23 protein-coding genes are annotated in these 25,067 nt (G+C 66.4%); 9 read left to right on the top strand and 14 right to left on the bottom strand.

The window, feature by feature from the left end; translation table 11 throughout:
• Positions 1–12: 12 nt before the first annotated feature.
• The 7 genes from BLW05_RS22765 to BLW05_RS22735 are packed head-to-tail and all read right to left on the bottom strand — an operon-like array spanning position 13 to position 9,798.
• Positions 13–1,170, bottom strand: a complete 1,158-nt coding sequence (locus BLW05_RS22765; RefSeq protein ID WP_093165839.1) for an alpha/beta hydrolase family protein — start codon at positions 1,168–1,170, stop codon at positions 13–15.
• Between the two features lie 41 nt (positions 1,171–1,211).
• Complete coding sequence (locus BLW05_RS22760; protein WP_093165838.1) at positions 1,212–2,144, bottom strand: MBL fold metallo-hydrolase; 933 nt, start codon at positions 2,142–2,144, stop codon at positions 1,212–1,214.
• The gene (locus BLW05_RS22755; RefSeq protein WP_093165930.1) at positions 2,141–4,531 is read right to left on the bottom strand and encodes an efflux RND transporter permease subunit; all 2,391 of its coding nucleotides are present in this window, start codon (positions 4,529–4,531) and stop codon (positions 2,141–2,143) included. Before BLW05_RS22755 ends, BLW05_RS22760 begins: the two co-directional genes overlap by 4 nt.
• Positions 4,532–4,536: 5 nt before the next feature.
• Entirely contained in the window at positions 4,537–5,580 is a 1,044-nt protein-coding gene (locus tag BLW05_RS22750; protein ID WP_093165837.1) for a WD40/YVTN/BNR-like repeat-containing protein, read from the bottom strand.
• 11 nt (positions 5,581–5,591) lie between these two features.
• Positions 5,592–6,941 (bottom strand): DUF1329 domain-containing protein, encoded by a 1,350-nt coding sequence (locus tag BLW05_RS22745; RefSeq protein ID WP_093165836.1) that lies wholly within the window; start codon positions 6,939–6,941, stop codon positions 5,592–5,594.
• Between the two features lie 21 nt (positions 6,942–6,962).
• On the bottom strand, positions 6,963–8,630 hold the full coding sequence (locus tag BLW05_RS22740; RefSeq protein WP_093165835.1) for a DUF1302 domain-containing protein: 1,668 nt from the start codon (positions 8,628–8,630) through the stop codon (positions 6,963–6,965).
• Between the two features lie 55 nt (positions 8,631–8,685).
• Entirely contained in the window at positions 8,686–9,798 is a 1,113-nt protein-coding gene (locus tag BLW05_RS22735; RefSeq protein WP_143044898.1) for an FAD-dependent monooxygenase, read from the bottom strand.
• Between the two features lie 222 nt (positions 9,799–10,020).
• Here BLW05_RS22735 and BLW05_RS22730 point away from each other — a divergent pair, with 222 nt between their 5' ends.
• Together BLW05_RS22730 and BLW05_RS22725 are read left to right on the top strand one after the other, a co-directional pair.
• Entirely contained in the window at positions 10,021–10,956 is a 936-nt protein-coding gene (locus tag BLW05_RS22730) for a LysR family transcriptional regulator (RefSeq protein WP_093165833.1), read from the top strand.
• A gap of 42 nt (positions 10,957–10,998) precedes the next feature.
• Entirely contained in the window at positions 10,999–11,445 is a 447-nt protein-coding gene (locus BLW05_RS22725) for a cupin domain-containing protein (protein ID WP_093165832.1), read from the top strand.
• Here BLW05_RS22725 and BLW05_RS22720 read toward each other — a convergent pair.
• Positions 11,436–12,548, bottom strand: coding sequence for an S-(hydroxymethyl)glutathione dehydrogenase/class III alcohol dehydrogenase (locus tag BLW05_RS22720; RefSeq protein ID WP_093165831.1), 1,113 nt, complete (start codon positions 12,546–12,548; stop codon positions 11,436–11,438). The two genes, BLW05_RS22725 and BLW05_RS22720, sit on opposite strands and share 10 nt — an antisense overlap.
• A 455-nt stretch (positions 12,549–13,003) precedes the next feature.
• On the opposite strand from BLW05_RS22720, the gene BLW05_RS22715 reads away from it, so the two are divergent.
• The 6 genes from BLW05_RS22715 (at position 13,004) to BLW05_RS22690 (ending at position 18,503) form a co-directional block, all read left to right on the top strand.
• Positions 13,004–13,690, top strand: a complete 687-nt coding sequence (locus BLW05_RS22715; RefSeq protein ID WP_093165830.1) for an RraA family protein — start codon at positions 13,004–13,006, stop codon at positions 13,688–13,690.
• Positions 13,687–14,601 carry a hydroxyacid dehydrogenase gene (locus BLW05_RS22710; protein WP_093165829.1) on the top strand — a complete coding sequence of 305 codons (915 nt, stop codon included), beginning with the start codon at positions 13,687–13,689 and terminating at the stop codon, positions 14,599–14,601. The genes BLW05_RS22715 and BLW05_RS22710 overlap by 4 nt, the downstream gene beginning before the upstream one ends.
• Before the next feature lie 74 nt (positions 14,602–14,675).
• Positions 14,676–15,674: a Bug family tripartite tricarboxylate transporter substrate binding protein gene (locus BLW05_RS22705; protein ID WP_093165828.1), complete on the top strand. Its 999-nt coding sequence runs from the start codon at positions 14,676–14,678 to the stop codon at positions 15,672–15,674.
• 38 nt (positions 15,675–15,712) lie between these two features.
• Entirely contained in the window at positions 15,713–16,684 is a 972-nt protein-coding gene (locus BLW05_RS22700; RefSeq protein ID WP_093165827.1) for a Bug family tripartite tricarboxylate transporter substrate binding protein, read from the top strand.
• A gap of 101 nt (positions 16,685–16,785) precedes the next feature.
• Positions 16,786–17,574 (top strand): amidohydrolase family protein, encoded by a 789-nt coding sequence (locus BLW05_RS22695; RefSeq protein WP_371126962.1) that lies wholly within the window; start codon positions 16,786–16,788, stop codon positions 17,572–17,574.
• Between the two features lie 14 nt (positions 17,575–17,588).
• Positions 17,589–18,503 carry an SMP-30/gluconolactonase/LRE family protein gene (locus tag BLW05_RS22690; RefSeq protein ID WP_093165825.1) on the top strand — a complete coding sequence of 305 codons (915 nt, stop codon included), beginning with the start codon at positions 17,589–17,591 and terminating at the stop codon, positions 18,501–18,503.
• A gap of 21 nt (positions 18,504–18,524) precedes the next feature.
• On the opposite strand, the gene BLW05_RS22685 is transcribed toward BLW05_RS22690, so the two are convergent.
• On the bottom strand, positions 18,525–19,283 hold the full coding sequence (locus BLW05_RS22685; RefSeq protein WP_093165824.1) for an IclR family transcriptional regulator: 759 nt from the start codon (positions 19,281–19,283) through the stop codon (positions 18,525–18,527).
• Between the two features lie 107 nt (positions 19,284–19,390).
• Between BLW05_RS22685 and BLW05_RS22680 the strand changes: the two genes are divergently transcribed.
• Entirely contained in the window at positions 19,391–20,359 is a 969-nt protein-coding gene (locus BLW05_RS22680; RefSeq protein ID WP_093165929.1) for a Bug family tripartite tricarboxylate transporter substrate binding protein, read from the top strand.
• Here BLW05_RS22680 and BLW05_RS22675 read toward each other — a convergent pair.
• The 5 genes from BLW05_RS22675 to BLW05_RS22655 are packed head-to-tail and all read right to left on the bottom strand — an operon-like array spanning position 20,356 to position 25,055.
• The gene (locus BLW05_RS22675) at positions 20,356–21,297 is read right to left on the bottom strand and encodes a 2-hydroxyacid dehydrogenase (RefSeq protein ID WP_093165928.1); all 942 of its coding nucleotides are present in this window, start codon (positions 21,295–21,297) and stop codon (positions 20,356–20,358) included. The genes BLW05_RS22680 and BLW05_RS22675 overlap by 4 nt on opposite strands.
• Before the next feature lie 26 nt (positions 21,298–21,323).
• Positions 21,324–22,298: a tripartite tricarboxylate transporter substrate binding protein gene (locus tag BLW05_RS22670; RefSeq protein WP_093165823.1), complete on the bottom strand. Its 975-nt coding sequence runs from the start codon at positions 22,296–22,298 to the stop codon at positions 21,324–21,326.
• 13 nt (positions 22,299–22,311) lie between these two features.
• Positions 22,312–23,304 (bottom strand): Bug family tripartite tricarboxylate transporter substrate binding protein, encoded by a 993-nt coding sequence (locus BLW05_RS22665; RefSeq protein WP_093165822.1) that lies wholly within the window; start codon positions 23,302–23,304, stop codon positions 22,312–22,314.
• 18 nt (positions 23,305–23,322) lie between these two features.
• Complete coding sequence (locus BLW05_RS22660; RefSeq protein ID WP_093165821.1) at positions 23,323–24,306, bottom strand: Bug family tripartite tricarboxylate transporter substrate binding protein; 984 nt, start codon at positions 24,304–24,306, stop codon at positions 23,323–23,325.
• A 38-nt stretch (positions 24,307–24,344) separates the two neighbouring features.
• Positions 24,345–25,055 carry a ribonuclease activity regulator RraA gene (locus BLW05_RS22655; RefSeq protein WP_093165820.1) on the bottom strand — a complete coding sequence of 237 codons (711 nt, stop codon included), beginning with the start codon at positions 25,053–25,055 and terminating at the stop codon, positions 24,345–24,347.
• Positions 25,056–25,067: the final 12 nt, after the last annotated feature.

Below are 25,067 nucleotides of genomic sequence, written 5' to 3'. Positions count from 1 at the left end.
CTTTCTCGAAATTCAGGCCGTGCGACCGCCGAGCGTCTCGGCGACCCAGTCCGCGAGGTAGTGCCCCGCGTTGATGCTGTTGTCGAAGCTCGCGTGCTGCGCGCCGCCTTCGCGGTCGGTGAAGACCTTGAGCTCGCGCTTCGGGCTGTTGGTCAGTTGCTCGTAGGTGCGCTGCGCCCAGTGCAGCGGAATCTGCGAGTCCTTCTCGCCATGGGTCACCAGGAAAGGCACCTTGATGCGATCGAGGATGCCGTCGAGATGCACCTTCTCCGCGATCTGCATGAACGCGTCGTTGTCCTCGCCACCCCAGACCCAGCGCACGTGGTCCCAGTAGTGCGGCACCGGCAAGTTGCCCTCGCGCGCGAGGCGCTTCTTCTGCACGTCGCGCCAGTCGTGGTTGGCGCCGAGCACCGCACCGCAGGCGAATCGCGGCTCGAAGGACACGGCGCGCGGGCAGTAGTAGCCGCCCAGCGACACGCCTTGCAGGCCGATGCGCTTCGGATCCACGTCCTCGCGGGTTTCGAGCCAGTCGACGATCCGGCTGGCCCAGTGTTCGCTGTCGTAGCGCGCCTTCATGTCGTGCAGGCGCAGCGCCTCGCCCGTGCCGGGCTGGTCGACGCACAACGACGACACGCCCCGCTTCGCCAGCCAGCCTGGGATGCCCACCCGGTACAGCATCTCCTTGGTGGAATCGAGGCCGTTGATCTGCACCAGCAGCGGCGCCGGTCCTTCGACGCCTTCGGCGCGGGTATAGAGCCCTGCCAGATGTTTTCCCTCGTACGGGATCTCCACGCGTTCGCAGTTCTCGCGCGAGAGACGGATGCCTTCGGCGAAGACCTCCAGTTCGCGCTTGTAGAGATCAAGACGTCCGGGCGCCCCGTGGCCCTGAAGCCGCTCGCAGGTCAGCAGGTACACGGCCGCGCGGTTGTACTTCTCGCCGGCGGACAACAGCCGGCCGCGGGCTTCGTCCTCTTCGGCAAGGCCGCACAGCTTGTCCGCCATGCGTTGCCAGGTCTCGCGAAATGCCCGTGTGCCGGCAGCATCGGGCGCCTTCGCCGCTTCCTGCAGCGGGGCGCACATTTCCTCGATCTCTCCGATGCGCGCGCCCATCTCGATGGCGAGGTCGACCGAGAGGTTCCAGACGTAGTTGGTGGGGAAATAGCGAAACATGGAACTGCTTTCTCAAAGGATTGGGGTGAGTGCGGCGCGCATCAGAACGTCATCAGGTCCCGGGCGACCACCGCCGGGCCGTCGTAGTGCTTCTTCACGGCGTCCGTGTAGACGCTGTCGGGTTCGTCACGTCCCGGGATGACGTGTGTGAGAACGACCTTCCTGACCTTCGCCGCCTGGGCGAGGCGCCCGACGTCTTCTGCAGTGGTGTGCTCCGCCGTCATGTGCCGCATGAGTCCGTCCGCCATCTCGGGAGGGAGCTCGCGCCGCATGGCTTTCTCGATCAAGGGCAGGTCGATCACCTCGTGCACCAGCACATCCGCGTCCTTCGCGAAGGCATCCAGTCCCGCACAGCGCCCCGTATCGCCGCTGAACACGACGACCCGGTCCGGCGTCTGGAACCGCAGGGCATAGGACTTGTCCTGCGCATCCCGCTGGGCGTCCGTGCCGTGGGCGAAGTGGCAGTTCTCGACGGCAGTCACGGTGACCAGGTCGTCCTTGTAGATCTGCCCGGGCCCGGCAATGTCGTGCGCATGGAACAAGCCGCGCGGGTCTGGATAGGCCTTGCTGTCGCCCATCCGGATGCGCGCGTTGGGCGCGAAGTACTGCAGGAATCCCTGCAGCATCGATTCGGTGCCGGCAGGCCCATACACATGGACCTCGGCGCGACGCCCCGTGCTCCACTGCAGCCCCATCAACGTGCCCCAGTCGGCGTTGTGATCGTCATGGTTGTGCGTGATGAAGATCCGCTCGACCTTGCGATGGTCGAGTCCCGCCGCGAGCAGTTGATGCGCGACCCCGTTTCCGGCGTCGACCAGATAGATGCGGTCGCGCACGACCAGCGCATTGGCGGGCTGGCTGCGCGTCAGCGAAGGCAGGGGTCCGCCCTGCGTGCCCAGGGTGACGACGCGCGTCTGCGCAGCCGCAGAGGCCGCGAGCGCGACGCCCAGCAGGAATCCAAAGATCGATTTCATTTCGCAAGAACCTCCGAACCGGCAACAGCCACAGGCGCCACGGATGCGTTGCGCACCCGGGGCCGCAGCAGGAAATGACCAAGCGCCGGAATCAGGACCAGCGCCCCCAACATGTTCCAGAGGAACATGAAGGCCAGCAGCACGCCCATGTCCGCCTGGAACTTGATCGGGCTGGCTACCCACGTCACCACGGCGATGGCCAGCGTGGAGCCGGTGAGCATCACGACCTTGCCGGTGAACCGAAGCGCGTGGTAGTAGGCGTCGGAGAGGCTGCGCCCCTCCCGCATCTGCGCGAGGGTGACGGACAGGATGTAGAGCGCGTAGTCCACGCCGATCCCCACGCCCAGTGCGATCACCGGCAGGGTCGCCACCTTCACGCCGATGCCGAGGGCGACCATGAGCGCCTCGGCCAGGATCGAGGTCAGCACCAGCGGCAGCACGGCCACGACGACGGCCCGCCAAGAGCGGAAGGTGATGAAGCACAGGGCGATCACCGCAGCGTAGACCAGCAGCAGCATCTCGCGCCACGCTTCGCGCACCACGATGTTGGTCGCTGCCTCGATGCCGGCCGAGCCCGCGGCGAGCATGAACTTCACGTCGGCAGAGTCGTTGTCCCGCGCGAAGTCTTCGACATGCGCGACGATGCGTGCCAATGTGTCGGCCTTGTGGTCCTTGAGGTAGACGTAGAGCGTCAGCAGCCCGCAGCTCTCGTTGTAGAGACCGCGCGGCGCGCCGGCCGTGATCACGTTCAGCATCTCCTGGTTCGGCAGGAACTCGTACCACTTCGGATTCGCTTCGTTCAGGCCCGACAGGACCCTGCGCGTGAGAAGCGGCAGCGCTGCAGTCGTCTCCACGCCATCGAGCTGGCGCAGTTCCCATTCGAGCGCGTCCACGCGCTTCAGGATGTCGTAGCGCGCGCACTGCCCTTCCGGGGTCTTCGCCATGACGGCGAGCACGTCGCTGGATGCGCCGTAGTTCGCGTTCATGTAGGCGACGTCGCGGTTGTAGCGGCTGTAGGGACGCAGCTCCGGCGCGCCGGGGTCGAGGTCGCCGATCTTCAGCTGGCTGCTGACGGCCAGCCCGAGCCCTCCCAGGACAAGGGAGACGACGACTGCGACGCTCGCCCATGGCTTGCGCGTGAAACGGTCCAGCAGTGCCCACATCGGATGGCGATCGGCGCCAGCCGCGTCCGCCGCCTCGCTGCGCAGGCTTCGCTCTGCCGCCTTCGCGCTGACGCCGGTGTACGACAGCAGGACGGGCAGCAGGATCAGGTTCGTGAAGATCAGCGCCGCCACGCCCAGCGAAGCCGCTATCGCGAGCTCCCGGATCACCTGGATGTCGATGACCAGCAAGACGGCGAAGCCCACCGCATCGGCGAGGAGCGCCGTCAGACCGGCAAGAAACAGGCGACGGAAAGTGAACCGCGCCGCCACCAGCTTGTGCGCACCGCGGCCGATGTCCTGCATGATCCCGTTCATCTTCTGGGCGCCGTGGCTCATGCCGATCGCGAATACCAGGAAGGGCACCAGGATCGAATAAGGATCGAGCGCGAAGCCCAGCGTCGGAAGCATGCCGAGCTGCCATACGACCGCGACGAGTGATGCGGCGACGACCAGCAAGGTCGAGCGGGCGCAGCGCGTGTACCAGAACACCATCGCGGCGGAAATGATCACTGCGATCGCGAAGAAGGCAAGCACCGCGCGGACACCGGCGATCAGGTCGCCCATGATCTTGGCGAAGCCGGTGATGTGGACATCGACCCCGCGGGCCTCGTACCGGGCACGGATCGCATCGAGGCGATCGGACAGATCGCGATAGTCCAGCGCCCTCCCCTGCGGATCGCGCGGCAGCAGCGGCACGAAGATCACGGTGGATTTCGCATCGCGTGCGACGAGCTGGCCGATCTCGCCCGAACGCGCGACGTTCGCTGCCAGCTTCTGCAGGCTCGCGGGCGATCCGTCATAGCGATCGGGAATCACCGGCCCGCCGTCCAGCCCCTCTTCCGTAACGCCCACCCATCGCGTAGAAGGCGTCCAGAGCGACTTCATGCGCATCCGGTCGACACCCGGGATCAGGAACACTTCGTCGCTGATCTGCCGAAGCGTCTCCAGATAGCCGGCGTCGTAGATCGAGCCCTGGCGAGCGGCCACCGCGATGCGCACTGCATTGCCGAGTCCGCTCAGTTCCTTCTGCTGGTCGAGGAAGTTCCGGATGTAGGGGTGCTGCGCGGGGATCGTCTTCTCGAAGCTGGCGTTGAGCTGAAGGCGCGTGGCCTGCCAGCCCAGCAGGATCGTGGTGATGCCACAGAGCAGCAGCACCAGCCACCGATGATTGAACAGCGCCCGCTCGATGGCGGAGCCGGATCGCGGATCGAAGTCTTGGGTCATGGTTTTCACGGCCGCGACTCCGGCATGGGCACGGCGACGGGGCCTTGATCGGTCAGCGCCAACAGGGCGCCGGAGCGCAAAGGCTGCAGTGCATTCAGTGGGGGCAGTGCCGGAGCTTCCAGCGGCACGACATCGGCCCCGGACACCCTCAGCAGCGCGCCCGCCTGGTTGCCCAGCAGCAGTCTTCCTTTCGGACTCATCGCCGATGTCGTGACGGACACCGGGGCCGGCGTGCGCAGTTGCGTCCACGACCGGCCTTCATCGGTGCTGCGCCACACATTGCCGCGCAGTCCGGCGAGCACGATCTCCTGGTCCGCCGGCAATTCGGCGGTAAAGAAGCTTCCTTGATAGGGAACCTCGAGCCGGTGGAACTCGCGCCCTCCATCGGTGGACTGCAGGACCAGCCCCTGCTCGCCCGCCACGAGCAAGGTACTGCCACGCACCCGCAGTGCGTACAGGTGGGCGCCGTTGGGATTGGGCAGGCGCTTCATCCAGGGCTGCCATGTCTGGCCGCCGTCCTCGGTCGAGAACGCCAGGCCGTAGGCACCCACGACAAGGCCGTGTCGGGCATCGAAGAAATGCAGATCGAGGAATGGCTTGTCGGCGCCATCATCCACAAGGCGCTGCGCCTCCTGCACCGCCTTGGCGTTGCCGCTGGCCTGCGCATCGTGGAGCGCAAGCTGTGCGGCCCTGCGGCCTTCGAGGCGACGCGACCAGGTCGCACCCCCATCACTGCTGGCCAGGACCACGCCCCCGTGCCCCGTGGCATAGACCACCATGGGTTCGGGGCATTGCACTGCGGTGAGCGTGACCGACACCGGCACCCGCGACTGCCGCCACTGAACGCCGCCGTCATCGGAGGTCACGACGATCCCGCGCTCCCCGACTGCCACAAGCCGGCTCCCGCATTCGGTCGCGGCCAGGAGAACAGCGCGCGCAGGCGCGCGCACCATCAAGGCCGGCCGATCGAGCGCATCGGCCACGGGCGCCGCGTGCGCCGCACCCACCAGCCCGCACGCGAGCACCCACCAGGAAGCGAATCCCTTCACGCCCTGCTCCTTCAGCGCACGCCCTGGGCTGCCAGGCCCTCGCCGGTGAAGATCGACTCCGGCCAGCGCGCGGTCGGCTTGTGGTGATAAGCCTTGTCGTTCAGGACGTTGGAGACGTAGCCCTGGCCCGAAAGGAGGTCGTAGTAGCCGAAGGTCTGCTGTACCGCTCCGGGGAAATCGGGCATCACGTAGTTGAAGCCCCAGAACGTCTTCCAGAGCTGGCCCTTGGCATCCCAGCGATCCCCGAGCATGGCCTGCCAGCTGTCTTCGTCGAGGTAGTACACGCCCTTGGGCGCCTGGTGCCGGCGGCCCTGGCGCAGACTGGCTTCCACGACCCAGACCCGGTGCAGTTCCCATCGCACATGGTCCGGATTCAGATGCTGGCCCTTGATCAGATCCGCATCGGCTGCCTGCAGGAAGCGGTTCTCGTTGTAGGGGATCAGCATCTCCTTCTTGCCCACGAGCTTCCAGTCGAACAGGTCGGTCCGGCCGGAGAACACGCTCAGCTCGTCGAAGGACATCAGGCCCGCACTGGCCGGCGTCGGGGTGTCGCAGCAGGCGTTCGGCAATTTGCGAACGCGGCGCTGGCCGGTCAGGTACACGTAGGCAGAAGACTTGTCGGCGTCGAAGTTCTCGCGTCCGACGATCATCTCCCCCGCACGGATGGGCGGCCCGTCGTTCACGAGGTTGACGGTCCAGAAGTAGCCGGCGAATTCGTCCGGTCCCCCGCCTTCGTAGTAGTAGGGCATGGACTGCTTGATCGTGCCGCTCGTGGTGAGCACGACCTTGCCGTCTGCCGTGATCTGGTACTGGTTGAAGTCCGCCTGCCAGGAAGCGCCTCGCCAGGCGAGCTTGTGGTTCCACATCGCCTCGAGGCCGTTCTTGGGAACGGGGAACGGAATGCCGCCGTAGGTGCCGGAAGGGATGTCCCCGTCCATGCGGGCCCGGGTCGCATTCTTGAAGGTGTTGTCGTAGACCCACTGCGGCGCAGCCACTGTGCGATGCGTCGGGTAGACATCGAGGCGGAACGAGTCCGGGTACTTGAGCAGCAGCGCCTTGACGCCATCGGTCAGCTTGTCGGCGTGCTGCGCCATGTTGGCCGCGGTCACCGTGTACAGGGGCTTCTCGGCCTTGAATGGATCGCCGCGGCGACCGCCCGGCTTGTCTCCGGCGATGGGCGTGGTCTGGCCGCCGGACCAGGCGGGAATGCTGCCGTCCTTGTTGCCGGCCTTTTCGCCGCCGAGGGGCGTCAGGCTGGTTTTCAGCGTCGCAGCTTCGTTAGCCGTCACGGCCGCGTGGGCCGAGAAGGCTGCGACCGCCGCAGCGACGATCGTCAGGGGCGCAATCAGGCGCAGTTTCATGGCTTGTCTCCAGTCGAAAATTCAGAAAGTGATGCGTACCGACAGCGAGACGTAATCGCGGTCCTTCAGCGCCTGCATGAATTGGGCGTTGCTGTTGTTGTCCAGGGTGGAACCTTCAGGCCCGTAGTAGTGGACGTAGTTGAGCGACACGGTCCACCGGTTCAGGTAGACACCCGTCAGGCCGATGGTCACGTCGCCGCCCTTGTCGGGACCGAAGGCAGGGCCGAGCGCGGAGGACTTTCCGGCCGTGTACCCGACACCCAGGCTGGGCGTCAGATCGAGTCCGGGAAGCGCCTGGCGATACGTGGGCGCGAAGACGGCCCGGATGGCACTCGCCGATTTGTCGGCATTGGGATTCAGGAACCGCTCGCCTTCAGTCACGCTCAGCCGCGTGTTCCAGGCGATTTCGCCCATGAAGCTGGACTCACGGGACAGGAAGCTCGGGCCCAGGCTGGCGATCCAGGAAAACTGTGCATGGCCGGTACGCCCGACCGCGTAGCCAGGATTGCTGTTGCTGAACGTGGTGCCCACGCCCACGCTCGGCAGCACCGTGGCAGCCGAACTCGCCAATGGCATGTTGTCCCGCACGGAGACCTCGCCCGCGAGCCCCCATTGATCGATCGACTTGGCGAAGCTCGCACCGAAGGCACGAATACCCTCGTGGTAGACCCATCGGTAGCAGCAGGGAGTCACTGCCGGCGGAACGCCGGTCAAGGTCGTGTAGAGGTTGCTTGGCGTGTACGAGTTGAACTGGATCGCGTACAGACCGAAGTCCGTGTCGATGGGGTCCGCGCGATAGCGCAGTTGCAGGCCACCCTGCCCGCCGTTCTTGGGTGTCTGGTCGGGCGTGCGGATGAACGTGCTGGTCGTCCCCGCGATGATTCGCTCTGCGCCAGGCCCCAACGCGTCGCTCGTGGAGAGGTAGGACCCGACAGGCATCAATCGCGTCGGGTCCCATTCGTAGCCGACGTACGCGCCGACAGACACCGCGTCGGTCAGCTGCGTCTGGCCGGAGAGCTTCCCGGTCGGGCGGGCAATTTCCTTGAACGTCGAGTTCGGCACCGACAGCAACTTGATGAGATCCACCGGCGCCTGCCCGCCGGCAATGCCGTTGGCCCCGAAGAACAGGCTTTCGCCCCACAGCAGCGTGTGACGCCCCAGGCGGAATGAAGCCGGGCGCTCGCCGAGATCGAAGTTGCCGTAGACGAAGGCGTCCAGGATCTCGGCATCGCGACCCATCAGCCTGCGCGTGTCGTCCGGGAACTCGTAGCGGGGGACGTGGTTGGACGTCAGCGTGGTGTTGCCGGTATTGCGGTTGTAGACCTGGTCGTACCAGGCGGCGCCGCTGACGCGCGCGCCCCAGTTGCGATAGCTCATGTCGAGCTCGCTCAGAAGATCCACGCGGCTGGAGATGAGTCCCTTGTCGAAGTTGTTGTCGCCGTCGTCCTGGTTGATGTTGTTCGGGCCCACGATGCCGTTGCGGCCGATGATCGTCCGGGACAGCGCGGGCGATCGGTCTTCGAGGCGCTGCGCCGCGCTGTACTTGACGGTGTTGTCCCAGCGGATCTTCAGGTCCGGGTTGCCAGTGTCGAACTCGAACGCATGGCTGCCGTTGCAGGCGAGCAGCGCGGCGGCAGCCAGCGCACTCGGGCGCGGCAGGCTTCGGCGGTGATTCAATGTGTCGGGCATGGTCTCCTCTTTCTCTCTCTCACTCATGGTTGGATCTGGGGGGAACGGGGCGTCGCTACGCAGGCGTTCGCACGACTTCGTCGAGTTCGCGGGACAGCCGCAGGAAGTCGGTGTCGATGTCCGGCGCCTCGTCCCAGTGCGCGGCGCGCATCGCGATGGACATCACCTGCTTCACACGCGGATGGCGGCGCTCGAACCAGGCCTGGGCGACGTCCGCCGGCGCGCGACCCGGTCTCAGAAGCTCACCCAGGACGATCGCGTCTTCGAGGGCCTGGGCAGCGGCCTGGCCGAAGTGCGGCGGCAAGGCGTGCGCGCAATCACCAACAGCCATCACGCGACCGCGCGTCCAGGGCGCGTCGAGCAATGCCGGACGGATCAGTCGACGAACCACCGGCTGGCTCGCATCCATGTGCTCTGCGAGCGCGCCGAGCGCCCCCGGAAACCGGGCCATCGCCGCGCGTACGCTCTCGGGCGTCACCGCGGGCAGCGGTCGCCGCGCAGAGAGCCGGACGCCGACGATGGAGCTGTTCACCGGCACGACATGGACTCTCTCGCCGGTGCCGGTGGCCGCGTGGATGGCCTCGTCGAGGCCGTAGGGGCGCCTTGCCAGAAAGTAGAGCCATTCGTTGGAAGCGGGCGCCACCGGTTCGCTGCCGAACACCTGCGCCCTCAACGCGCCGGCCCCGCCGCTCGCGAGCACCACGAGATCGGCAACCATGCCGTCGCCGCCGGTATCGAGGACCTTCATCGCACCCGATCGGTCCTGTGCAAGTCCCGCGACGTGGACGCCGTAGCGAAGGCACGCACCCGCCTGCATCGCGGCGGTCGCCAGCACGGCATGCAGGTCTGCCCGCACCATCCCGAGGGCGGCAGGATGGCTGGGGCCGGCCAGACGCGGCGCATCGAGCGACAGCAGCGGTGTGCCGCGCTGGCTCAACGCGGTGACGCGCCGATAGGGGAAGCCCGCACGCACGCATGCGTCCCCGACGCCGAGGCGAACAAGATCGCGCAGCATGTTGGGAACGACATCGACGTGATGCGACGGCACATCGCCCGGCACGGCCTGCGCTTCGTGAATGCGGACGTCCGCGCCAGCCCGCGCAGCGGCCAGACCACAAGCCAGTCCGGCCATTCCGCCGCCGACGATGGCGATCGCCAAACGCCTCACGACCGATCCCCTGCGCAGGATCTATCGATCCGCGCCGCACTCGCTGTTGCCACCTTTGTCTCCTGCACCTCTCGTTGAAGGTGGCGGGAGAATAGGAAGGCGCCTGGCTCCTGAAAAATTGTTTGTATCCATCCGAGCTATCGATCTCGGAAATACTTTTTGGGTTAACCCTAGGTCACGCGCCGCCGCGTACCATCCGACGCCGACGCGGGAGGCCCTCACATGCGCTTCAACAAACTGGATCTGAATCTGCTGGTCGCCCTCGATGCGATGCTCAACGACCTGAGCATCAGCCGGGCGGCGGAGCGGCTGCACATCAGCCAATCGGCGATGAGCAATGCGCTCTCCCGCCTGCGCGACTACTTCGACGACGAGCTTCTTGTGCAGGTGGGCAGGAAGATGGAGCTGACGCCGCGCGCGGAAGTCCTGCGCGACCCAGTCCGTGATGTCCTGGTGCGGGTGGACACCTCGATCGCGACGCAGCCCGAGTTCGTGCCTTCGGAATCCGATCGGGAGTTCCGCATCTTCATCTCGGATTTCACGCTGTCGACCTTGATGCCGCATGTGCTCGCGCGGGTGCATGCAAAGGCTCCCCGCGTTCGCCTCGCGCTTCGGCCGCAAGTCGAGGAACCGGCGCGGCCGCTCGAACGCGGCGAAGTCGATCTTCTCGTGATGCCGCTGGACTACTGCTCGCCCAACCACCCCACGGAGCTGCTCTTCGTCGAGTCGTTCAGTTGCGTGGTGTGGAACCGCGGGAGGTACGCGCATGCACCACTCACCTTCGATCACTACGCGGCCGCCGGTCATGTCTCCGTGCAGCCTGCCAGCACGCACCCGACGTCCTTCGAAGGCTGGGTGGTGGAGCGATACGGTCTCGACCGACGCGATGAAGTCGTGACCTACAGCTTCGCGTCCGCGCCCGGACTCGTGGTCGGCACGGACCGGATCGCGACCGTGCATTCGCGTCTCGCGCGCATGGCGGCTCGCAGCCTGCCCGTGACGCTGCACGAGCCGCCGCTCGCGTTTCCCGAGATGAGGCAGTCGATGCAATGGCACAAGTACCGCTCCAATGACCCGGGCCTCACCTGGCTGCGCGGCATCTTCCTGGCCTCCGTGGCCGACATGGATGCGGCCGTGAACGCGACGAACATCGCCTGATGCAACCCATCCTCGACGACGTGCCCCGAGGAGCCGACACCCATGACCCTTCCCATGATCCATCGCGTCGTCACGGGCCATGACGCACAGGGCAACGCCGTCGTCGCGAGCGACGGCGCCCCCGAGCTGCACGCGCGCAGCGCCGACGCGCTTCGCGAGGGCTTTTCCGAGATCGGCGATGCCGGCGCCTCGACGGGCGGCGGCGGCGCTCCCCATCCCCTGATGCACCGGACCGAATCGGTCGACTACAGCGTGGTGATCGAAGGCGAGATCACGCTCGTGCTCGACAAGACCGAGGTGCCGCTGAAGACGGGCAGCGTCGTGATCCAGCGCGGGACGAACCATGCGTGGGCCAACCGCTCCGGCCGGCCGTGCCGCATGCTCTTCCTGCTGGTCGATGGCGCATTCGATCCGCAGATCGCGCAGGCCATTTCAGCCAGGGGGCGAGGCAGCGACATCACGCTGCATGGCCGTCTCACTCAGCTGTAGTGCACCACGCTGCGGATCGACTTGCCTTCGTGCATCAGGTCGAACGCCTCGTTGATCTCGGTGAGCGGCATGGTGTGCGTGACGAAGGGCGCGAGCTGGATGCGGCCGGCCATGGCGTCTTCCACCATGCCGGGCAGCTGGCTGCGGCCCTTGACGCCGCCAAATGCGGTGCCCAGCCACCGCCGTCCGGTGACTAGCTGGAACGGCCGGGTCGAGATCTCCTGCCCCGCGCCAGCCACGCCGATGACCACGGACTGGCCCCAGCCGCGGTGCGCGCACTCGAGCGCCGCGCGCATCACGTTCACGTTGCCGATGCACTCGAAGCTGTGGTCCACGCCCCAGCCCGTCATCTCGACGATGACCTGCTGGATCGGCTTGTCATGGTCCTTCGGGTTGACGAAATCGGTGGCGCCGAAGGTGCGCGCCAGGTCGAACTTGGACGGGTTGGTGTCGATGGCGATGATGCGCCCGGCCTTGGCAAGCTTCGCGCCCTGGATCACCGCCAGGCCGATGCCGCCGAGCCCGAAGACGGCGACCGAATCGCCCTCCTGGACCTTGGCCGTGTTCTTGACCGCGCCGAGGCCCGTGGTCACGCCGCAGCCGAGCAGGCAGACCTGCTCGGGGTTCGCATCGGGATTGATCTTCGCCAGCGACACCTCGGCCACCACGGTGTATTCGCTGAAGGTGGAGCAGCCCATGTAGTGGTAGACCGGTTGCCCGTTGTAGCTGAAGCGGCTCGTGCCGTCGGGCATCACGCCCTTGCCTTGCGTGGCCCGCACCGACACGCACAGATTGGTCTTGCCGCTCTTGCAGAACAGGCATTCGCCGCACTCGGCGGTGTAGAGCGGGATGACGTGGTCGCCGGGCTTGACGCTGGTGACGCCCTCGCCCACCTCCACGACCACACCCGCGCCTTCATGGCCCAGCACGGCCGGGAAGAGCCCTTCGGGATCGTCACCGGAGAGCGTGAAGGCATCGGTGTGGCACACGCCGGTGTGCGTGATCTTGACGAGCACTTCGCCCTTCCTCGGCGGGGCGACGTCGATCTCGACGATCTGCAGGGGCTTTCCGGCTTCGAAGGCAACGGCGGCTCTGGATTTCATGGTGTCTGGTTCCTGGTTTCAATGGTCGATGGTCGATGTCGTGTGGCCCCGGTCGCCGTCCGCCGCCGCGCTTCTTCGCCGGCGGCCGGGTTCGCAGCAGGTAGCGGCCGGTGGCGGCCTCCACGTCCGGCAGATTTTCGTGCAAGCGCCGCAGCAACCCGATGAGTTGTTCTCGGTTGCCGGGATCAGAGGAGCGTTTCGTCGGACACAACGCGTTCCGCACAATGCAATGGCATTGTGATGTGTGCAACGGATACCTACAGTCGCCTCCAACCCAACGCGCAGACGCTGGGGAAATTCGGAGACAAGCAGATGCCCGCTTCGCAAGCGTTCACGGTCATGCGCCGGCCGAGTCGCCCTACTCCGCTGGTTCGCAATCACCAGCGGCATTCGTGCCACGAAGCGGCCGCGCCAAGTCTTCCCCCTTCCTCCTACACCTCGAGAGTTCCATCACCATGAGTCAGCTTCCTGAAATCGTTCGCGAGTTCGAACGCGTATCCGCCGACGTCGTCGCCAGGGCGGCGACATTCCAGGCCGCCATCCTTGCGGATGTCGCAGGCCGTCGCGGCACGATGAATGCCCGAGTCGCCCCGGTCCACCACAGCATGGCCGTCGCCGGGCCTGCCTTCACGGTGGAGGTACGCCCGGGCGACAACCTGATGGTCCACGCAGCGATCGCGCTGGCCAGGCCCGGCGACGTCCTGGTGATCGACGGCAAGGGTGACCAGACCGCCGCCCTGATGGGGACGCTGATGCTCAGCGCCTGCAAGAAGCAGGGCCTGGCCGGCGTGATCGTCGACGGCGCGATACGCGACAAGCTCGATCTGCTGGAGCTTGGCTTTCCGGTCTTCAGCGCGGGCTTCAACCCCGCCGGGCCGACGAAGTTCGTGCCGGGTCGCATCAACCACACCATCTCCGCCGGCGGCACCATGGTGAATCCGGGCGATTTGATCGTCGGCGACGCCGATGGCGTGGTCGTGATCGAACGGGCAAAAGCGCCCGCCATGCTGGCCCTCGCCGACAAGAAGCTGGCGGACGAAGCCGCGCGCCAGGAGGCCATCAACCGTGGCGACACCGCTTCCAGGTGGCTGCCTGCAGCACTGCGTGCCGCCGGCGTGCTCGAGGAAGGGGAATCGCTGTGAGCGTCATCGTCGTGACGGGCGCGGATCTCGCGCCACAGGCTCTCGAATTGCTGGAAGGCTACGACATGGTCTACGCAGGCAAGTCGCCGACTGAAGAGGACGTGATCGCCCTGTGCAGGAGACACAACCCCGTCGCAATCGTCGTGCGATATGGGAAGGTCACCGCCGCGATGATGGACGCAGCGCCTGCTTTGAAGGTCATCGCCAAGCACGGCACCGGGACGGACACGATCGACAGAGTGGCAGCCAAGGCGCGCGGCATCGAGGTCGTGGCAGCGGTCGGCGCGAATGCTGCCGCCGTGGCGGAGCAATCGCTCGCGCTCATGCTGGCCTGCGCCAAGTCCGTGGTCGAGCTCAACGATCGCATGCACCACGGTCACTGGGACAAGGCGACCCACAAGAGCCTCGAGCTCGGCAGCAAGACGGTGGGCCTGATCGGCCTCGGCGCCATCGGCCAACGCTTCGCAAAGATGGCTGACGCCATGGGCATGCGCGTGATCGGCTTCGACCCCTACGCGAAGGATGTGCCGTCCTACATCAAGGTCGTGGACCTTGAAGTCATCTGGCGCGAATCGGATGTCGTGTCGCTGCACTGCCCGCTCACCGACGACAACCGCGGCATGCTCAGTGCCGCCGCGCTCGCGAAGTGCAAGCGGGGCGTGATCATCGTCAATACCGCGCGTGGCGGACTGGTCGACGAGAACGCGCTGCTCGCCGCGCTGGAGTCGGGCCAGGTCGCAAGTGCCGGCCTGGACTCCTTCGCGGTCGAACCCCTTGCCGCCGGCCACCCTTTCCAGAAGCAGGGACGCATCGTGATGAGCCCGCACATCGGCGGCGTCACCGCGGATGCCTACGTGAACATGGGCGTCGGTGCCGCCCGGAATCTGCTCGCCGTTCTTGCCCACGCTTGAACAAGGGAACACCGATGCTCGATTCGCACATGCGCAGCGCGACAGGTTCGTGCTGCACCAGTAGGAGACAAGACATGCATCACCCAAGACATTCCGCGACCTCGCGCCGGAACGCGTGCCTGGCTGCGGCACTGTTTGCCGCAGCCATTCCGCTTGCTCACGCGGATGCGGCCAACTACCCCTCCAAGCCCGTGCGAGTCATCGTCGGCTTCTCGGCCGGTGGGCCGACCGATGTGGTCGCGCGGGCCTTCGCCGACTTCGCGGCGCGGTCGCTCGGCAAGCCCTTCGTGATCGACAACAAGCCGGGCGCCAACACGATTCTCGCGGCCGAGGCCGTGGCGAGTGCACCTGCCGATGGCTACACGCTGCTCGTCGGCGCAACGAACCACACCATGATCCCGGCGCTCTACAGCGCGCGGGTCAAGTTCGATTCCGTCCGCTCCTTCGTACCGATTTGCACGGTGGCGGTGAGTCCGACGGTGCTCGTCGTGGGCCCGTCGATGAAGACGCCGAACGTTGCCGCCTTCCTTCAGCAAGTGAAGGCCGAGCCCGGCAAGCGCACCTACGCAACGCCCGGTACCGGTAGCTCGGGCCACTTCGCGAGCGAGCAGTTCACCCGCCTGACCGGCACCCGCATGAACCACATCCCTTACAAGGGTGCAGCGCAAGTCGTCACGGACCTGATGAGCGGGCAGGTGGACAGCTCCTTCGCCACGCTGGGTTCGGTTCTTCCGCAGATCCAGGCCGGCAAGCTGACCGCCCTCGCCGTGGCGTCGCCACAGCGCTCGTCGCTGCTGCCCCAGGTGCCCACGTTCGAGGAGGCCGGCGTGAAGGGCTACCGGGCGGACATCTGGTATGGATTGCTTGCGCCGGCGGGCACGCCGCCCGAGGTTGTCGCCACGCTGCAAAAGACGGCGCAGGCATTCGCGCAAGCCCCAGCCACGCAGGAGAAGCTCAAGGGTCTGGGTATGGAGTCGCAGAGCGTATGCGGCTCCGCATTCGGCGACCAGCTCCAGCGCGAAGTGCAGAGCTACAGGCAGCTCGCACATGAGCTCGACATCAAGGCCGAGTGACCACAGAACCGCCCTCTTCTAAAACCGGAATCCACACCATGTCTTCGTTCAAGTTCTCGTTCGCAAGCCGCGCCGTCGTCGCAGCCCTTGCGCTCGCTGCCTTCGCTGCGCACGCTGCGTATCCCGATCGGACCATCACCGTCGTCGTGCCCTATGCGCCGGGCGGCGCTGCGGATGCGGTCGCACGGGTCGTTTCCGCGCGGCTGGGCGCCAAGCTCGGGGCCACCGTGATCGTCGACAACCGCGCTGGCGCCAGCGGCACCATTGGCGCTGCCTACGTCGCCAAGGCCGCGCCCGACGGCTACACCGTGCTGTACGACGCAACGCCCTACTCCATCAATCCGCACCTCTTTCCAAAGATGCCGTTCGCCGCGGACGCCCTGCAGCCGTTGTCGCTGGTGCTGCTCGCGCCCAATGCACTGATCGTCAAGGCCGACTCTCCGTTCAAGACGGTCAACGATCTGGTCGCCAGGTCCAAGGCGCAGCCCGGCAAGGTGAACTTCGCCTCGGGTGGCAGCGGCACGGTGCAGCGCCTTGCGTCGGAGCTGTTCCGCCAGAAGCTGGGCCTCGACATGGTCCATGTGCCCTACAAGAGCGGCGGGCCGGCCATCACCGATGTGATGGGCGGACAGGTCGACTTCATGTTCGCGACAGTGGCCGCAAGCTACCCGCTCGTCAGTTCAGGCAAGCTTCGTGCGCTGGCCGTGTCGTCGCCGAAACGATCGCCTCGCCTGCCCGATGTGCCGACTGTCGCGGAGACCGTCATTCCAGGCTACGAGGCCTTCGAATGGAACGGCATGTTGTTGCCCGCCAGGACGCCGAAGGAGATCACCGACAAGCTGCAGCGTGCCGTGGTCGAAGTCCTGAAGGAGGACGAGGTGCAGAAGCGATTGAGCGACCTGGGCGCGCAGCCCGTCGGCTCCACGCCCGAGGAGTTCGCGGCCTTCCTCAAGAAGGAGGACGCGAAGTGGGGCGAGGTCATTCGCAAGGGCGACATCAAGCTGGACTGACGGCCGTGACCTCGAGGCCCACGCTTTCGCAGCCGGCGCCATATACGGGCGGTTCGGCAAGGCCTGCGCGCCGGCTCCCGCCGATGGCATGCGACAGCCACATGCACATCTTCGATCCGCGGTTCGAGCCCTCGCCGCACTGGACGCGTCAGGCGCCCTATGCGCCGGTCTCCGCCTATCGAAACCTGCAGGAACGCCTGGGAACGAGCCGGGCCGTCGTGGTGACGCCTTCGACCTACGGCACCGACAACGCGTGCACGCTCGATGCGCTCGCGCAGTTGGGCTCCGAAGGCCGAGGCGTTGCGGTGGTGGACCAGGAAGTGTCCGACGCCGAGCTCGACCGCCTGGCGTCGCATCGCGTCTGCGGCTTGCGCGTGAACTTCGTGACGCCGCAGTCCTGGGGCATCACCACGCCTGACATGCTGACCACGCTAGCCTCAAAGGTGGATCGACTCGGGTGGCACATCCAGGTCCTGATTCGTCCGGAGCACCTGATCGAGCTTGCCCCTGTTCTCAAGGCGCTTCCGGTGCCCGTGGTCATCGATCATCTTGGACTCATCGATCCACGCCGGGAGACTGCGGCCATCGCCGTCCTGATGCAGCTCATCGAGTCCGGCAACACCTGGGTCAAGCTCTCCGGCGCGTACATGCGTTCGTCGACCGGAGGACCTTTCTACGCGGACACGGTGCCTTTGGGACAGGCGCTGGTGCGATCCGCGGCGCATCGCCTGGTGTGGGGAAGCGACTGGCCGCACACGACCGAAGCGCCCGGCACCGTGGATGACACGGCGCTCGTCGCCCTGCTCGGCATGTGGTGCTCCGGCGATGACGCGGTGATGGACCGCATCCTCGTCGACAACCCTGCAAGGCTCTATGGCTTTGTTTCCTGATCAGATCACCACCCATGTTTCTCATCCAACCACCCCATGTCCGCGAACTGAACCTGTTCAGCGCGATGCCCGGTCATTTCCGCCGCCCCGAGCGCAGCGCGTGGGCAGATGCCAATCGCGGCGGCGCGCCGACCGATTCCTTCCTCGAAGGGCCTGTCTTCGACGATGCCGGCAACCTCTACGTCACGGACATCCCCTGGGGCCGGATCTTTCGCATCGACCCGCAGGGCGGGTGGTCGCTGGTGGCCGAGTACGACGGCGAGCCCAACGGCATGAAGTTCCTCGACGCGGCCACGCTGCTCATCACCGACTACAAGAACGGCCTGATGCAGCTCGATGTGGAAAGCGGTCGCGTCACCCCGTTCCTTGCGCGCCGCAACAGCGAACGGTTCAAGGGCGTCAATGATCTGGTGTTCGACGCCTCAGGCAACCTCTACTTCACCGACCAGGGCCAGACCGGCCTGCACGATCCGACCGGACGGCTGTACCGGCTTGGGCGCGACGGCCGGCTCGATCTCCTGCTGGACAACATCCCGAGCCCCAACGGCGTTGCGCTCTCGCCTGACGAAAAGGTGCTGTACCTCGCGGTGACGCGGGGCAACTGCGTGTGGCGCATCCCTTTGCTGCCCGATGGAAGCGTTGCGAAGGTCGGCCAGTTCTTCACCTCGTACGGCCCGAGCGGCCCCGATGGACTGGCAGTGGATGCGCAAGGCCGATTGCTGATCGCCAATCCCGGCCTGGGTTATGTCTGGGTGCTCAACGGGCGTGCGGAGCCCGTGGAGGTGTTGCGCGGACCGCCCGGCGCGTCGATCACCAACCTTGCTTTCGGCGGACCCGAACGACGAACGCTGTTCGTCACCGATTCGACGCACGGCCACGTGCTGTGCGCCGGAATGGAGGCCTCGGGTTTGCCCTTGGCAAGGCGCTGATATCTCAGCGCGCGCCCTGCGTCATGGGTGCCACGTCGAGACGACCGGCGGGGTCGCCGCCGAGCGCTCGCCAGCCAGCGCGTACGACAGCTTGTTGGCCGCCTGCACCACGCTCTTGGCGTACTTTTCAAGCTTCGCCTTCGTGAGGCGCGAACTCGGCCCCGAGATGCACATCGATCCGAGCAGATTCCAGTTCGTCCGGAACACCGGCGCCGCAACGCTCGACACCTCGGACTCACGCTCCCCCATGGAGATATGGAAGCCGCGCAAACGGATGGATTCGTAGGGCTCACCCTTCGCGCCGCTGAAGGCGAGGATCACCCGGCCCGGAGCGCCCAGGTTCAGCGGAAGGCGCTCTCCGATCCGGACGTTGTGCCGCACCGACTGCGGCCCCTCCACCCGCGCGACGCAGGACCGGATGTCGCCCTCGCGCACATAGAAGGACGAGCTTTCGCCCGTCAGCTTGACCAGTTCGTGCAGGGCCGGCTCGACAACGTTGTTGACATCGAAGCCCGCCTGGTAGCGCGCGCCGAGCCACCCCGCGGCAGGGCCGAGCCGCCACTGGCCGTCGTCCGTCTGGACCATGTAGTTGGATTGGGCCAGCGTGCGCGCAAGTCGCAGCACCGTCGTCTTGTGCATTCCGCCTCGCCGGCTCAGTTCTGCGAGCGAGAGAGCGGACTCGCCCACATGAAATGCCTCCATCAGCGAGAGTGCCCGGGTGACTGCGATCACCCCACCGTCGCGCGCCGCGGCCGGCCCGTCCTTGCTGTCGTTGCGCATATTGCACCTCGGTTCACTGTATGCAACGCGATTGTACGTGGCGCAACCGGGTTCTACAGTTGCATGCATGGCGCCAACTTCAGGCGCCGCATATCGGAGACAAGTTCATGCATCCTTCCCGTCGCGCCATGCTGGCGTTCGCTGCCGCATCCATCCTGACCTCGGCAGCGCAGGCCCAGGGCTGGCCCTCCAAGCCGATTCGACTGATCGTGCCCTTCCCTGCAGGCGGCGGCACGGACATCATCGCGCGCGAGATTGCGAACAAGCTCACCAGCTACGGATACAACTTCGTGATCGACAACAAGCCGGGCTCCGGCGGCAATCTCGGCGTCGACGCCGCGGCCAAGGCGGCTCCGGACGGCTACACGCTGGTCCTGGGCCAGACCAGCAATCTCGCGATCAACCCGACGCTGTACAGCAAGCTTCCCTACGATCCGGTCAAGGACCTCACGCCGGTGAGCCTGGTGGCGAGCTCCCCGCTGGTGATCGTGGCCGGGTCGAGCACGCCCTACAAGACGATCGCCGATGTGGTCAAGGCAGCGAAAGACAAGCCGGGCTTCATCAACTACGCCTCATCCGGCAACGGCACCGTGTCCCATCTCGCGGGAGAGTCCTTCCAGAAGACCGCGGGGATCAAGCTCACGCACATTCCATACAAGGGTGCCAGCCAAGGGGCGACAGACGTGATCGGCGGAGAGGTTCAGTTGTACATCTCGACCGTGCCGACGCTGATCGGCCACATCAAGAGCGGAAAGATGCGCCCCGTCGCGGTGACATCCCTGCAGCGCGTCCAGGACCTGCCGCAGGTGCCCACCGTCGCCGAATCCGGCTACAAGGGCTTCGAGTCGACGACGTGGTTCGGCATCCTCGGCCCGGCCAATCTGCCCAAGGATGTCGTCTCCAAGCTGAACGCGGACATCAACAAGGTGCTCAAGGAGTCGGACTTGCGCCAGAAGCTCATTTCGCAGGGTGCTGACGTCACAGGAAGCAGTCCCGAGCAATTCTCAAGCCTGATTCGCGATGACATCGCTCGCTGGGGCAAGCTGGTGAAGGAATCCGGGGCCAGGATCGATTAAGGGACGGCGACCTTCACCCGGCCCTCGCCAAAGAAGCTGCGCAGGTTCTCGATCACCAGGTCGGCCATCGCCTGACGGGTTTCGCGGGTGGCGCTGGCGACGTGCGGCAGCAGCACCACGTTGTCGAGCGCGAAGAAGGCTTCGGGCACCTGCGGCTCCTTCTCGAACACGTCGAGCCCCGCGCCGGCGATGCGGCCCTCGCGCAGCGCTTCGAGCAAGGCCGCCTCGTCGACCACCGAGCCGCGCGAGATGTTGATGAGGAAGCCCTCCGGTCCGAGCGCGTCGAGCACGCCGGCGTCGACCAGCTTGCGCGTCTCGGGCCCGCCCGCGCTCGCGACCACGAGGAAGTCCGCCCAGCGCGCAAGGCCCTTCAGCGTGGCCTCGTAGGCATGAGGGCTGCCCTGCAGTTCGCGGCGATTGTGGTAGCGCACCTCCATGTCGAAGCCGCTGGCACGCCGCGCGATCACGCGGCCGATGCGGCCCATGCCGAGGATGCCGAGCTTCTTGCCGGAGATGCGAGTGGTCAGCGGGTACTGGCCCTTCAGCCAGTCGCCGCGGCGCACGAAGCGGTCGGCCGCCGAGAAGCGGCGCGCCACGTCCATCAGGAGGCCGAAGGCGGTGTCGGCCACGCAGTCGTTGAGCACGTCCGGCGTGTAGCCGACAGGGATGCCGCGCTCGCGCGCACGAGCCACGTCGATGGTCTCGTAGCCGACGCCGAAGCTGGAGATCACGCGCAGGTTGGGCAACGCGTCGATCAATGCGCGCTCGGCGCCGTAGCGGGCCGAGCTGGTCAGGCCGACGAACGCGTGGCCGTGCTCTGCCAGCCAGGCGCTGTTGTCCTTGTCGGGATCGAGCACGTGCACGTCATAGGCTTGCGCGAGCGCACTTTCGAGTTGCGGCAGCAGGCGGCCCTTCTGGAGGATGCGGGGTTTTGTCATGCGCTGGATGTCTTTCTGTTCCGGATTCATTCGGGCTGGATGCCGGCTTCCTTCGCGACCTTGGCCCATTTGCCCATTTCCTGCGTGATGAAGGCGGAGAACTGCTCGGGCGTGCCGCCCACCGGCTCCACGCCGGCATCCATCAGCCGTTGCTTCACGTCGGGCAGCGCGAGGATGCGCGTCGTCTCGGCGGCAAGCTTGGCGACCACCGGCTTCGGTGTGCCGGCAGGCGCGAGCAGACCGCCCCAGGTACTGGTCTCGTAGCCGGGCAGACCCGCTTCGGCCATGGTCGGCACATCAGGCAGCATCGCGACACGCTTCGACGTCGTGACGGCCAGGGCACGCAACTTCCCGGCCTTCACCTGCGTGCTCACCGCGGCGAGCGTGTCGAACATCAGCGAGACGCGGCCGCTCATCAGGTCGGGATGCGCGAGGGTGCTGCCCTTGTACGGCACATGCACCATGTCGATGCCGGCCATGCTCTTGAACAGCTCGCCGGAAAAATGCGGCGCGCCGCCCGAGCCGCTGGATGCGAAGGAGAGCTTGCCCGGGTTGGCCTTGCCGTAGGCGATCAGCTCCTTGAGGTCCTTCGCCGGGAACGACGGCGCGACCACCAGCACCAGCGGCACGACATGCGTCTGCACGACCGGCTCGAAGCTCTTCTGCGTATCGAAGGGCAGCTTCTTCACCATCAGCGGATTGATGGCGTGGCTGCTCGCGACCAAGGCGAGCGTGTGTCCGTCCGGCGGGCTCTTGGCGACGAAGTCGGTGCCGATGATGCCGGTCGCCCCGGTCCGGTTGTCGATCACCACCGGCTGGCCCCAGCTCTCCGACATCTTCTGGCCGATAAGCCGCGCGGCGAGATCGATCGCGCCGCCGGGCGAGGCAGGCACGACGATGGTCATCGGCTTGGCCGGGAAGGTCTGCGCCTGCGCGAGGCCGAGCGCGGCGAGCGTTGCGATAAGCGCGGGCCCGACCGCGAGCGTTCTGCGACGGATCATCAGGTTTCTCCGGTCACTCGATGTGCACGTTGCGCGCCTTGATCACGCGCGCATAGCGGTCCCTGTCGGCATCGATGGTGGCCTGCAGCTCGGCCGGCGTGGTGCCGCGCGGCGTTGCGCCCTGCGCGATGAGCTTGTCTCGCACGTCGGGCAGGGACACCACTTCCTTCACCGCGGCCGAGAGCTTGTCGATGATCGGCTGCGGCGTGCCCGCGGGAGCCAGAAGCGCGACCCATGAGCCCGATTCGGCATTGGCGATGCCCTGCTCCGCGAGCGTCGGCACTTCGGGCATGCCGGGCGACCGCGCCGGGCTCGTCACCGCGAGCGCGCGCAGCTTGCCCGACTTCACGTAGCTGGAGGTTTCGAGGATCGAGGCGAAGAGCATGTCGACGTGGCCGGCCATGAGGTCCGCCATCGCCGGTCCGCCGCCCTTGTACGGCACGTGCCTGAGCTTCGCGCCGGTGGCCTGCTGGAAGATCTCGGCGGTGAGATGCGGCGAGCCGCCGTTGCCGGAACTCGCGAAGGTGTACTTGTCCGGCTCGGCCTTCGCGAGCGCAACCAGCTCCTTTGGCGTCTTCGCGGGCACCTTGGGATTGATCACCAGCGCGAAAGGCAGGTCCGCGAACAGCGAGATCGGCGCGAACGCCTTGTCGGCGTCGTAAGGCATCTTGGGGTAGAGCGACTGATTGATCGCCTGCGTGCCCACGTTGCCCACCAGCAGCGTGTAGCCGTCGGGCTTGGCCTTGGCAACGGCTTCGGCGCCGACGATGCCGCCGGCGCCGGTGCGGTTGTCGACCACGAAGGTCTGCTTGAACTTCTCGCCCAGCTTGGTGGCGAGGATGCGTGCCGCGATGTCGGTGCCACCGCCCGGTGAGAAGGGCACGACGATGGTCACGATGCGTTCGGGGTAGCTGCCCTCTGCGTGAGCCATCGGCGCGACAGCGGCGCCCAGGGTGCCGAGCGCCAGGGCCACGATCGACCGACGCGCGAATCTGCTTGTCTGCATGCTTGCCTTTCTGGAGTGTCAGTCGGCGGTCGCGCCCGATTTCTTGACGAGTTCGGCCCAGCGCGGGATCTCGCGCGCCATGAAGTCGCGCAGCTCTTCCGGCGAGCTGCCGACGAGTTCCATCGCAAGCTGGTCATGCAGCTTGGCCTGCACGTCCGGCTGCTTGAGCGCGCTGACGATCTCGGCGTTCAGGCGATTGACGATCGGGCGCGGCGTGCCCTTGGGCACGTAGACCGCCTGCCACGACGACATCTCGAAGTTGGGCAGGCCCGACTCGATCATGGTGGGCAGGTTCGGCACCAATGCGATGCGCTTGCTGGTGGTCACCGCGAGCAGCTTGAGCTTGCCGCTCTGGACCAGCGGCATCGCGGCGGTCACCTGGTCGAACATGAAAGGCACGAGGCCGGCGGCCACATCGGTCATCGCGGGCGGCGTGCCTTTGTATGGAACGTGGGTCAGCTTGACGCCGATCTGGTCCGCGAAGAGCTCGCCCGCAAGATGCGTCGAGGTGCCCGCACCCGAAGACGCGAACGTGCGCTTGGTCTCGTCCTTCTTGAGCAGCGCGATCAGGTCCGCCACCGAATTCACGTTGAGCTGCGCATTGACGATGAGCACATTGGGCAGCCGTGCGACGAGCGAGACCGGCTCGAAGTCCTTCATCGGGTCGTACGGCAGCTTCTTGTAGAGGCTCGGGTTGATCGCGTGCGTGCTGATGGTGCCGCCGAAGAGCGTGTAGCCGTCCGGCGCCGCCTTCGCGACGTAGGCCGCGCCGACGCCGCCGGCCTGTCCGGGCCGGTTGTCGATGACGATCGACTGCTTGAGGTTCTCGGCCATCTTGTTGGCGAGCGTGCGGCCGACGATGTCGGTCGAGCCGCCGGCCGTGAAAGGCACCACGTAGGTGATCGGCTTGGCGGCGGGCCAGTCGGCGGCATGGGCTTGCAGCGAGGCAAGGGTCGGCAGTGCGCAGGCTGCGGCGAGCAGCGCGCGGCGAAGGAAGGTCATGGCTTGTCTCTCTTTGTGGTCTTGTCTTGTCGGGCTCTTTAGCGGCCCTTCGCCTCTCGCCACGCGGCGAAGTCGATGCGCGACTGCTCTTCGGTGGGCGGATAGAGGCCGAGGATGGAGCGGCCCTCCAGCACCTTCTCCTGCACGAAGTCCTCGAACGCGGTCATCTCGGTGGCCTCGGCCGCGATCTCGTCGGCGATGGCTGACGGGATCACGATCACGCCTTCGGCATCGCCGACGATCACGTCGCCGGGCCACACCGGCGCGTCGCCGCAGCCGATCGGCACGTTGATGTCGACGGCCTGGTGCAGCGTGAGATTGGTCGGCGCACTGGGCCGGCTGTGGTACGCGGGGAATGGCAACTTCGCGATGTCGGGGCTGTCGCGAAAGCCGCCGTCGGTCACCACGCCGGCCGCGCCGCGCTTCATCAGGCGGGCGACGAGGATGCCGCCGGCCGATGCGGCGCGCGCATCCTTGCGGCTGTCGATCACCATCACCGCGCCCGGCGGGCACTGCTCGACGGCCTGCCGCTGCGGATGCTGGCGGTCGTTGAACACGCTGATCGGGTTCAGGTCTTCGCGCGCCGGGATGTAGCGCAGCGTGAAGGCTTCGCCCACCATGTTGGGCAATCCGGCGTTGAGCGGGCGCACGTCCTGGATGAACTGGTTGCGCAATCCGCGCTTGAACAGCGCGGTGCAAAGGGTGGCGGTGCTGACCTTCATCAGCAGCTCGCGGGTCTTGGGATTCACTGGCTCGTCTCC

This window comes from Variovorax sp. YR216, from assembly GCF_900107745.1.
GTDB lineage: Bacteria > Pseudomonadota > Gammaproteobacteria > Burkholderiales > Burkholderiaceae_C > Variovorax.
This window is presented reverse-complemented; position numbering and strand designations above follow the sequence as displayed.

What these genes read in the sequence shown, in the direction of transcription:
- BLW05_RS22765 (WP_093165839.1), bottom strand. Translation starts at nt 1,170, where the DNA reads ATGTTTCGCTATTTCCCCACCAACTACGTCTGGAACCTCTCGGTCGAC.
- BLW05_RS22760 (WP_093165838.1), bottom strand. Translation starts at nt 2,144, where the DNA reads ATGAAATCGATCTTTGGATTCCTGCTGGGCGTCGCGCTCGCGGCCTCT.
- BLW05_RS22755 (WP_093165930.1), bottom strand. Translation starts at nt 4,531, where the DNA reads ATGACCCAAGACTTCGATCCGCGATCCGGCTCCGCCATCGAGCGGGCG.
- BLW05_RS22745 (WP_093165836.1), bottom strand. Translation starts at nt 6,941, where the DNA reads ATGAAACTGCGCCTGATTGCGCCCCTGACGATCGTCGCTGCGGCGGTC.
- BLW05_RS22740 (WP_093165835.1), bottom strand. Translation starts at nt 8,630, where the DNA reads ATGCCCGACACATTGAATCACCGCCGAAGCCTGCCGCGCCCGAGTGCG.
- BLW05_RS22730 (WP_093165833.1), top strand. Translation starts at nt 10,021, where the DNA reads ATGCGCTTCAACAAACTGGATCTGAATCTGCTGGTCGCCCTCGATGCG.
- BLW05_RS22725 (WP_093165832.1), top strand. Translation starts at nt 10,999, where the DNA reads ATGACCCTTCCCATGATCCATCGCGTCGTCACGGGCCATGACGCACAG.
- BLW05_RS22720 (WP_093165831.1), bottom strand. Translation starts at nt 12,548, where the DNA reads ATGAAATCCAGAGCCGCCGTTGCCTTCGAAGCCGGAAAGCCCCTGCAG.
- BLW05_RS22715 (WP_093165830.1), top strand. Translation starts at nt 13,004, where the DNA reads ATGAGTCAGCTTCCTGAAATCGTTCGCGAGTTCGAACGCGTATCCGCC.
- BLW05_RS22705 (WP_093165828.1), top strand. Translation starts at nt 14,676, where the DNA reads ATGCATCACCCAAGACATTCCGCGACCTCGCGCCGGAACGCGTGCCTG.
- BLW05_RS22700 (WP_093165827.1), top strand. Translation starts at nt 15,713, where the DNA reads ATGTCTTCGTTCAAGTTCTCGTTCGCAAGCCGCGCCGTCGTCGCAGCC.
- BLW05_RS22695 (WP_371126962.1), top strand. Translation starts at nt 16,786, where the DNA reads ATGCACATCTTCGATCCGCGGTTCGAGCCCTCGCCGCACTGGACGCGT.
- BLW05_RS22690 (WP_093165825.1), top strand. Translation starts at nt 17,589, where the DNA reads ATGTTTCTCATCCAACCACCCCATGTCCGCGAACTGAACCTGTTCAGC.
- BLW05_RS22685 (WP_093165824.1), bottom strand. Translation starts at nt 19,283, where the DNA reads ATGCGCAACGACAGCAAGGACGGGCCGGCCGCGGCGCGCGACGGTGGG.
- BLW05_RS22680 (WP_093165929.1), top strand. Translation starts at nt 19,391, where the DNA reads ATGCATCCTTCCCGTCGCGCCATGCTGGCGTTCGCTGCCGCATCCATC.
- BLW05_RS22675 (WP_093165928.1), bottom strand. Translation starts at nt 21,297, where the DNA reads ATGACAAAACCCCGCATCCTCCAGAAGGGCCGCCTGCTGCCGCAACTC.
- BLW05_RS22670 (WP_093165823.1), bottom strand. Translation starts at nt 22,298, where the DNA reads ATGATCCGTCGCAGAACGCTCGCGGTCGGGCCCGCGCTTATCGCAACG.
- BLW05_RS22665 (WP_093165822.1), bottom strand. Translation starts at nt 23,304, where the DNA reads ATGCAGACAAGCAGATTCGCGCGTCGGTCGATCGTGGCCCTGGCGCTC.
- BLW05_RS22660 (WP_093165821.1), bottom strand. Translation starts at nt 24,306, where the DNA reads ATGACCTTCCTTCGCCGCGCGCTGCTCGCCGCAGCCTGCGCACTGCCG.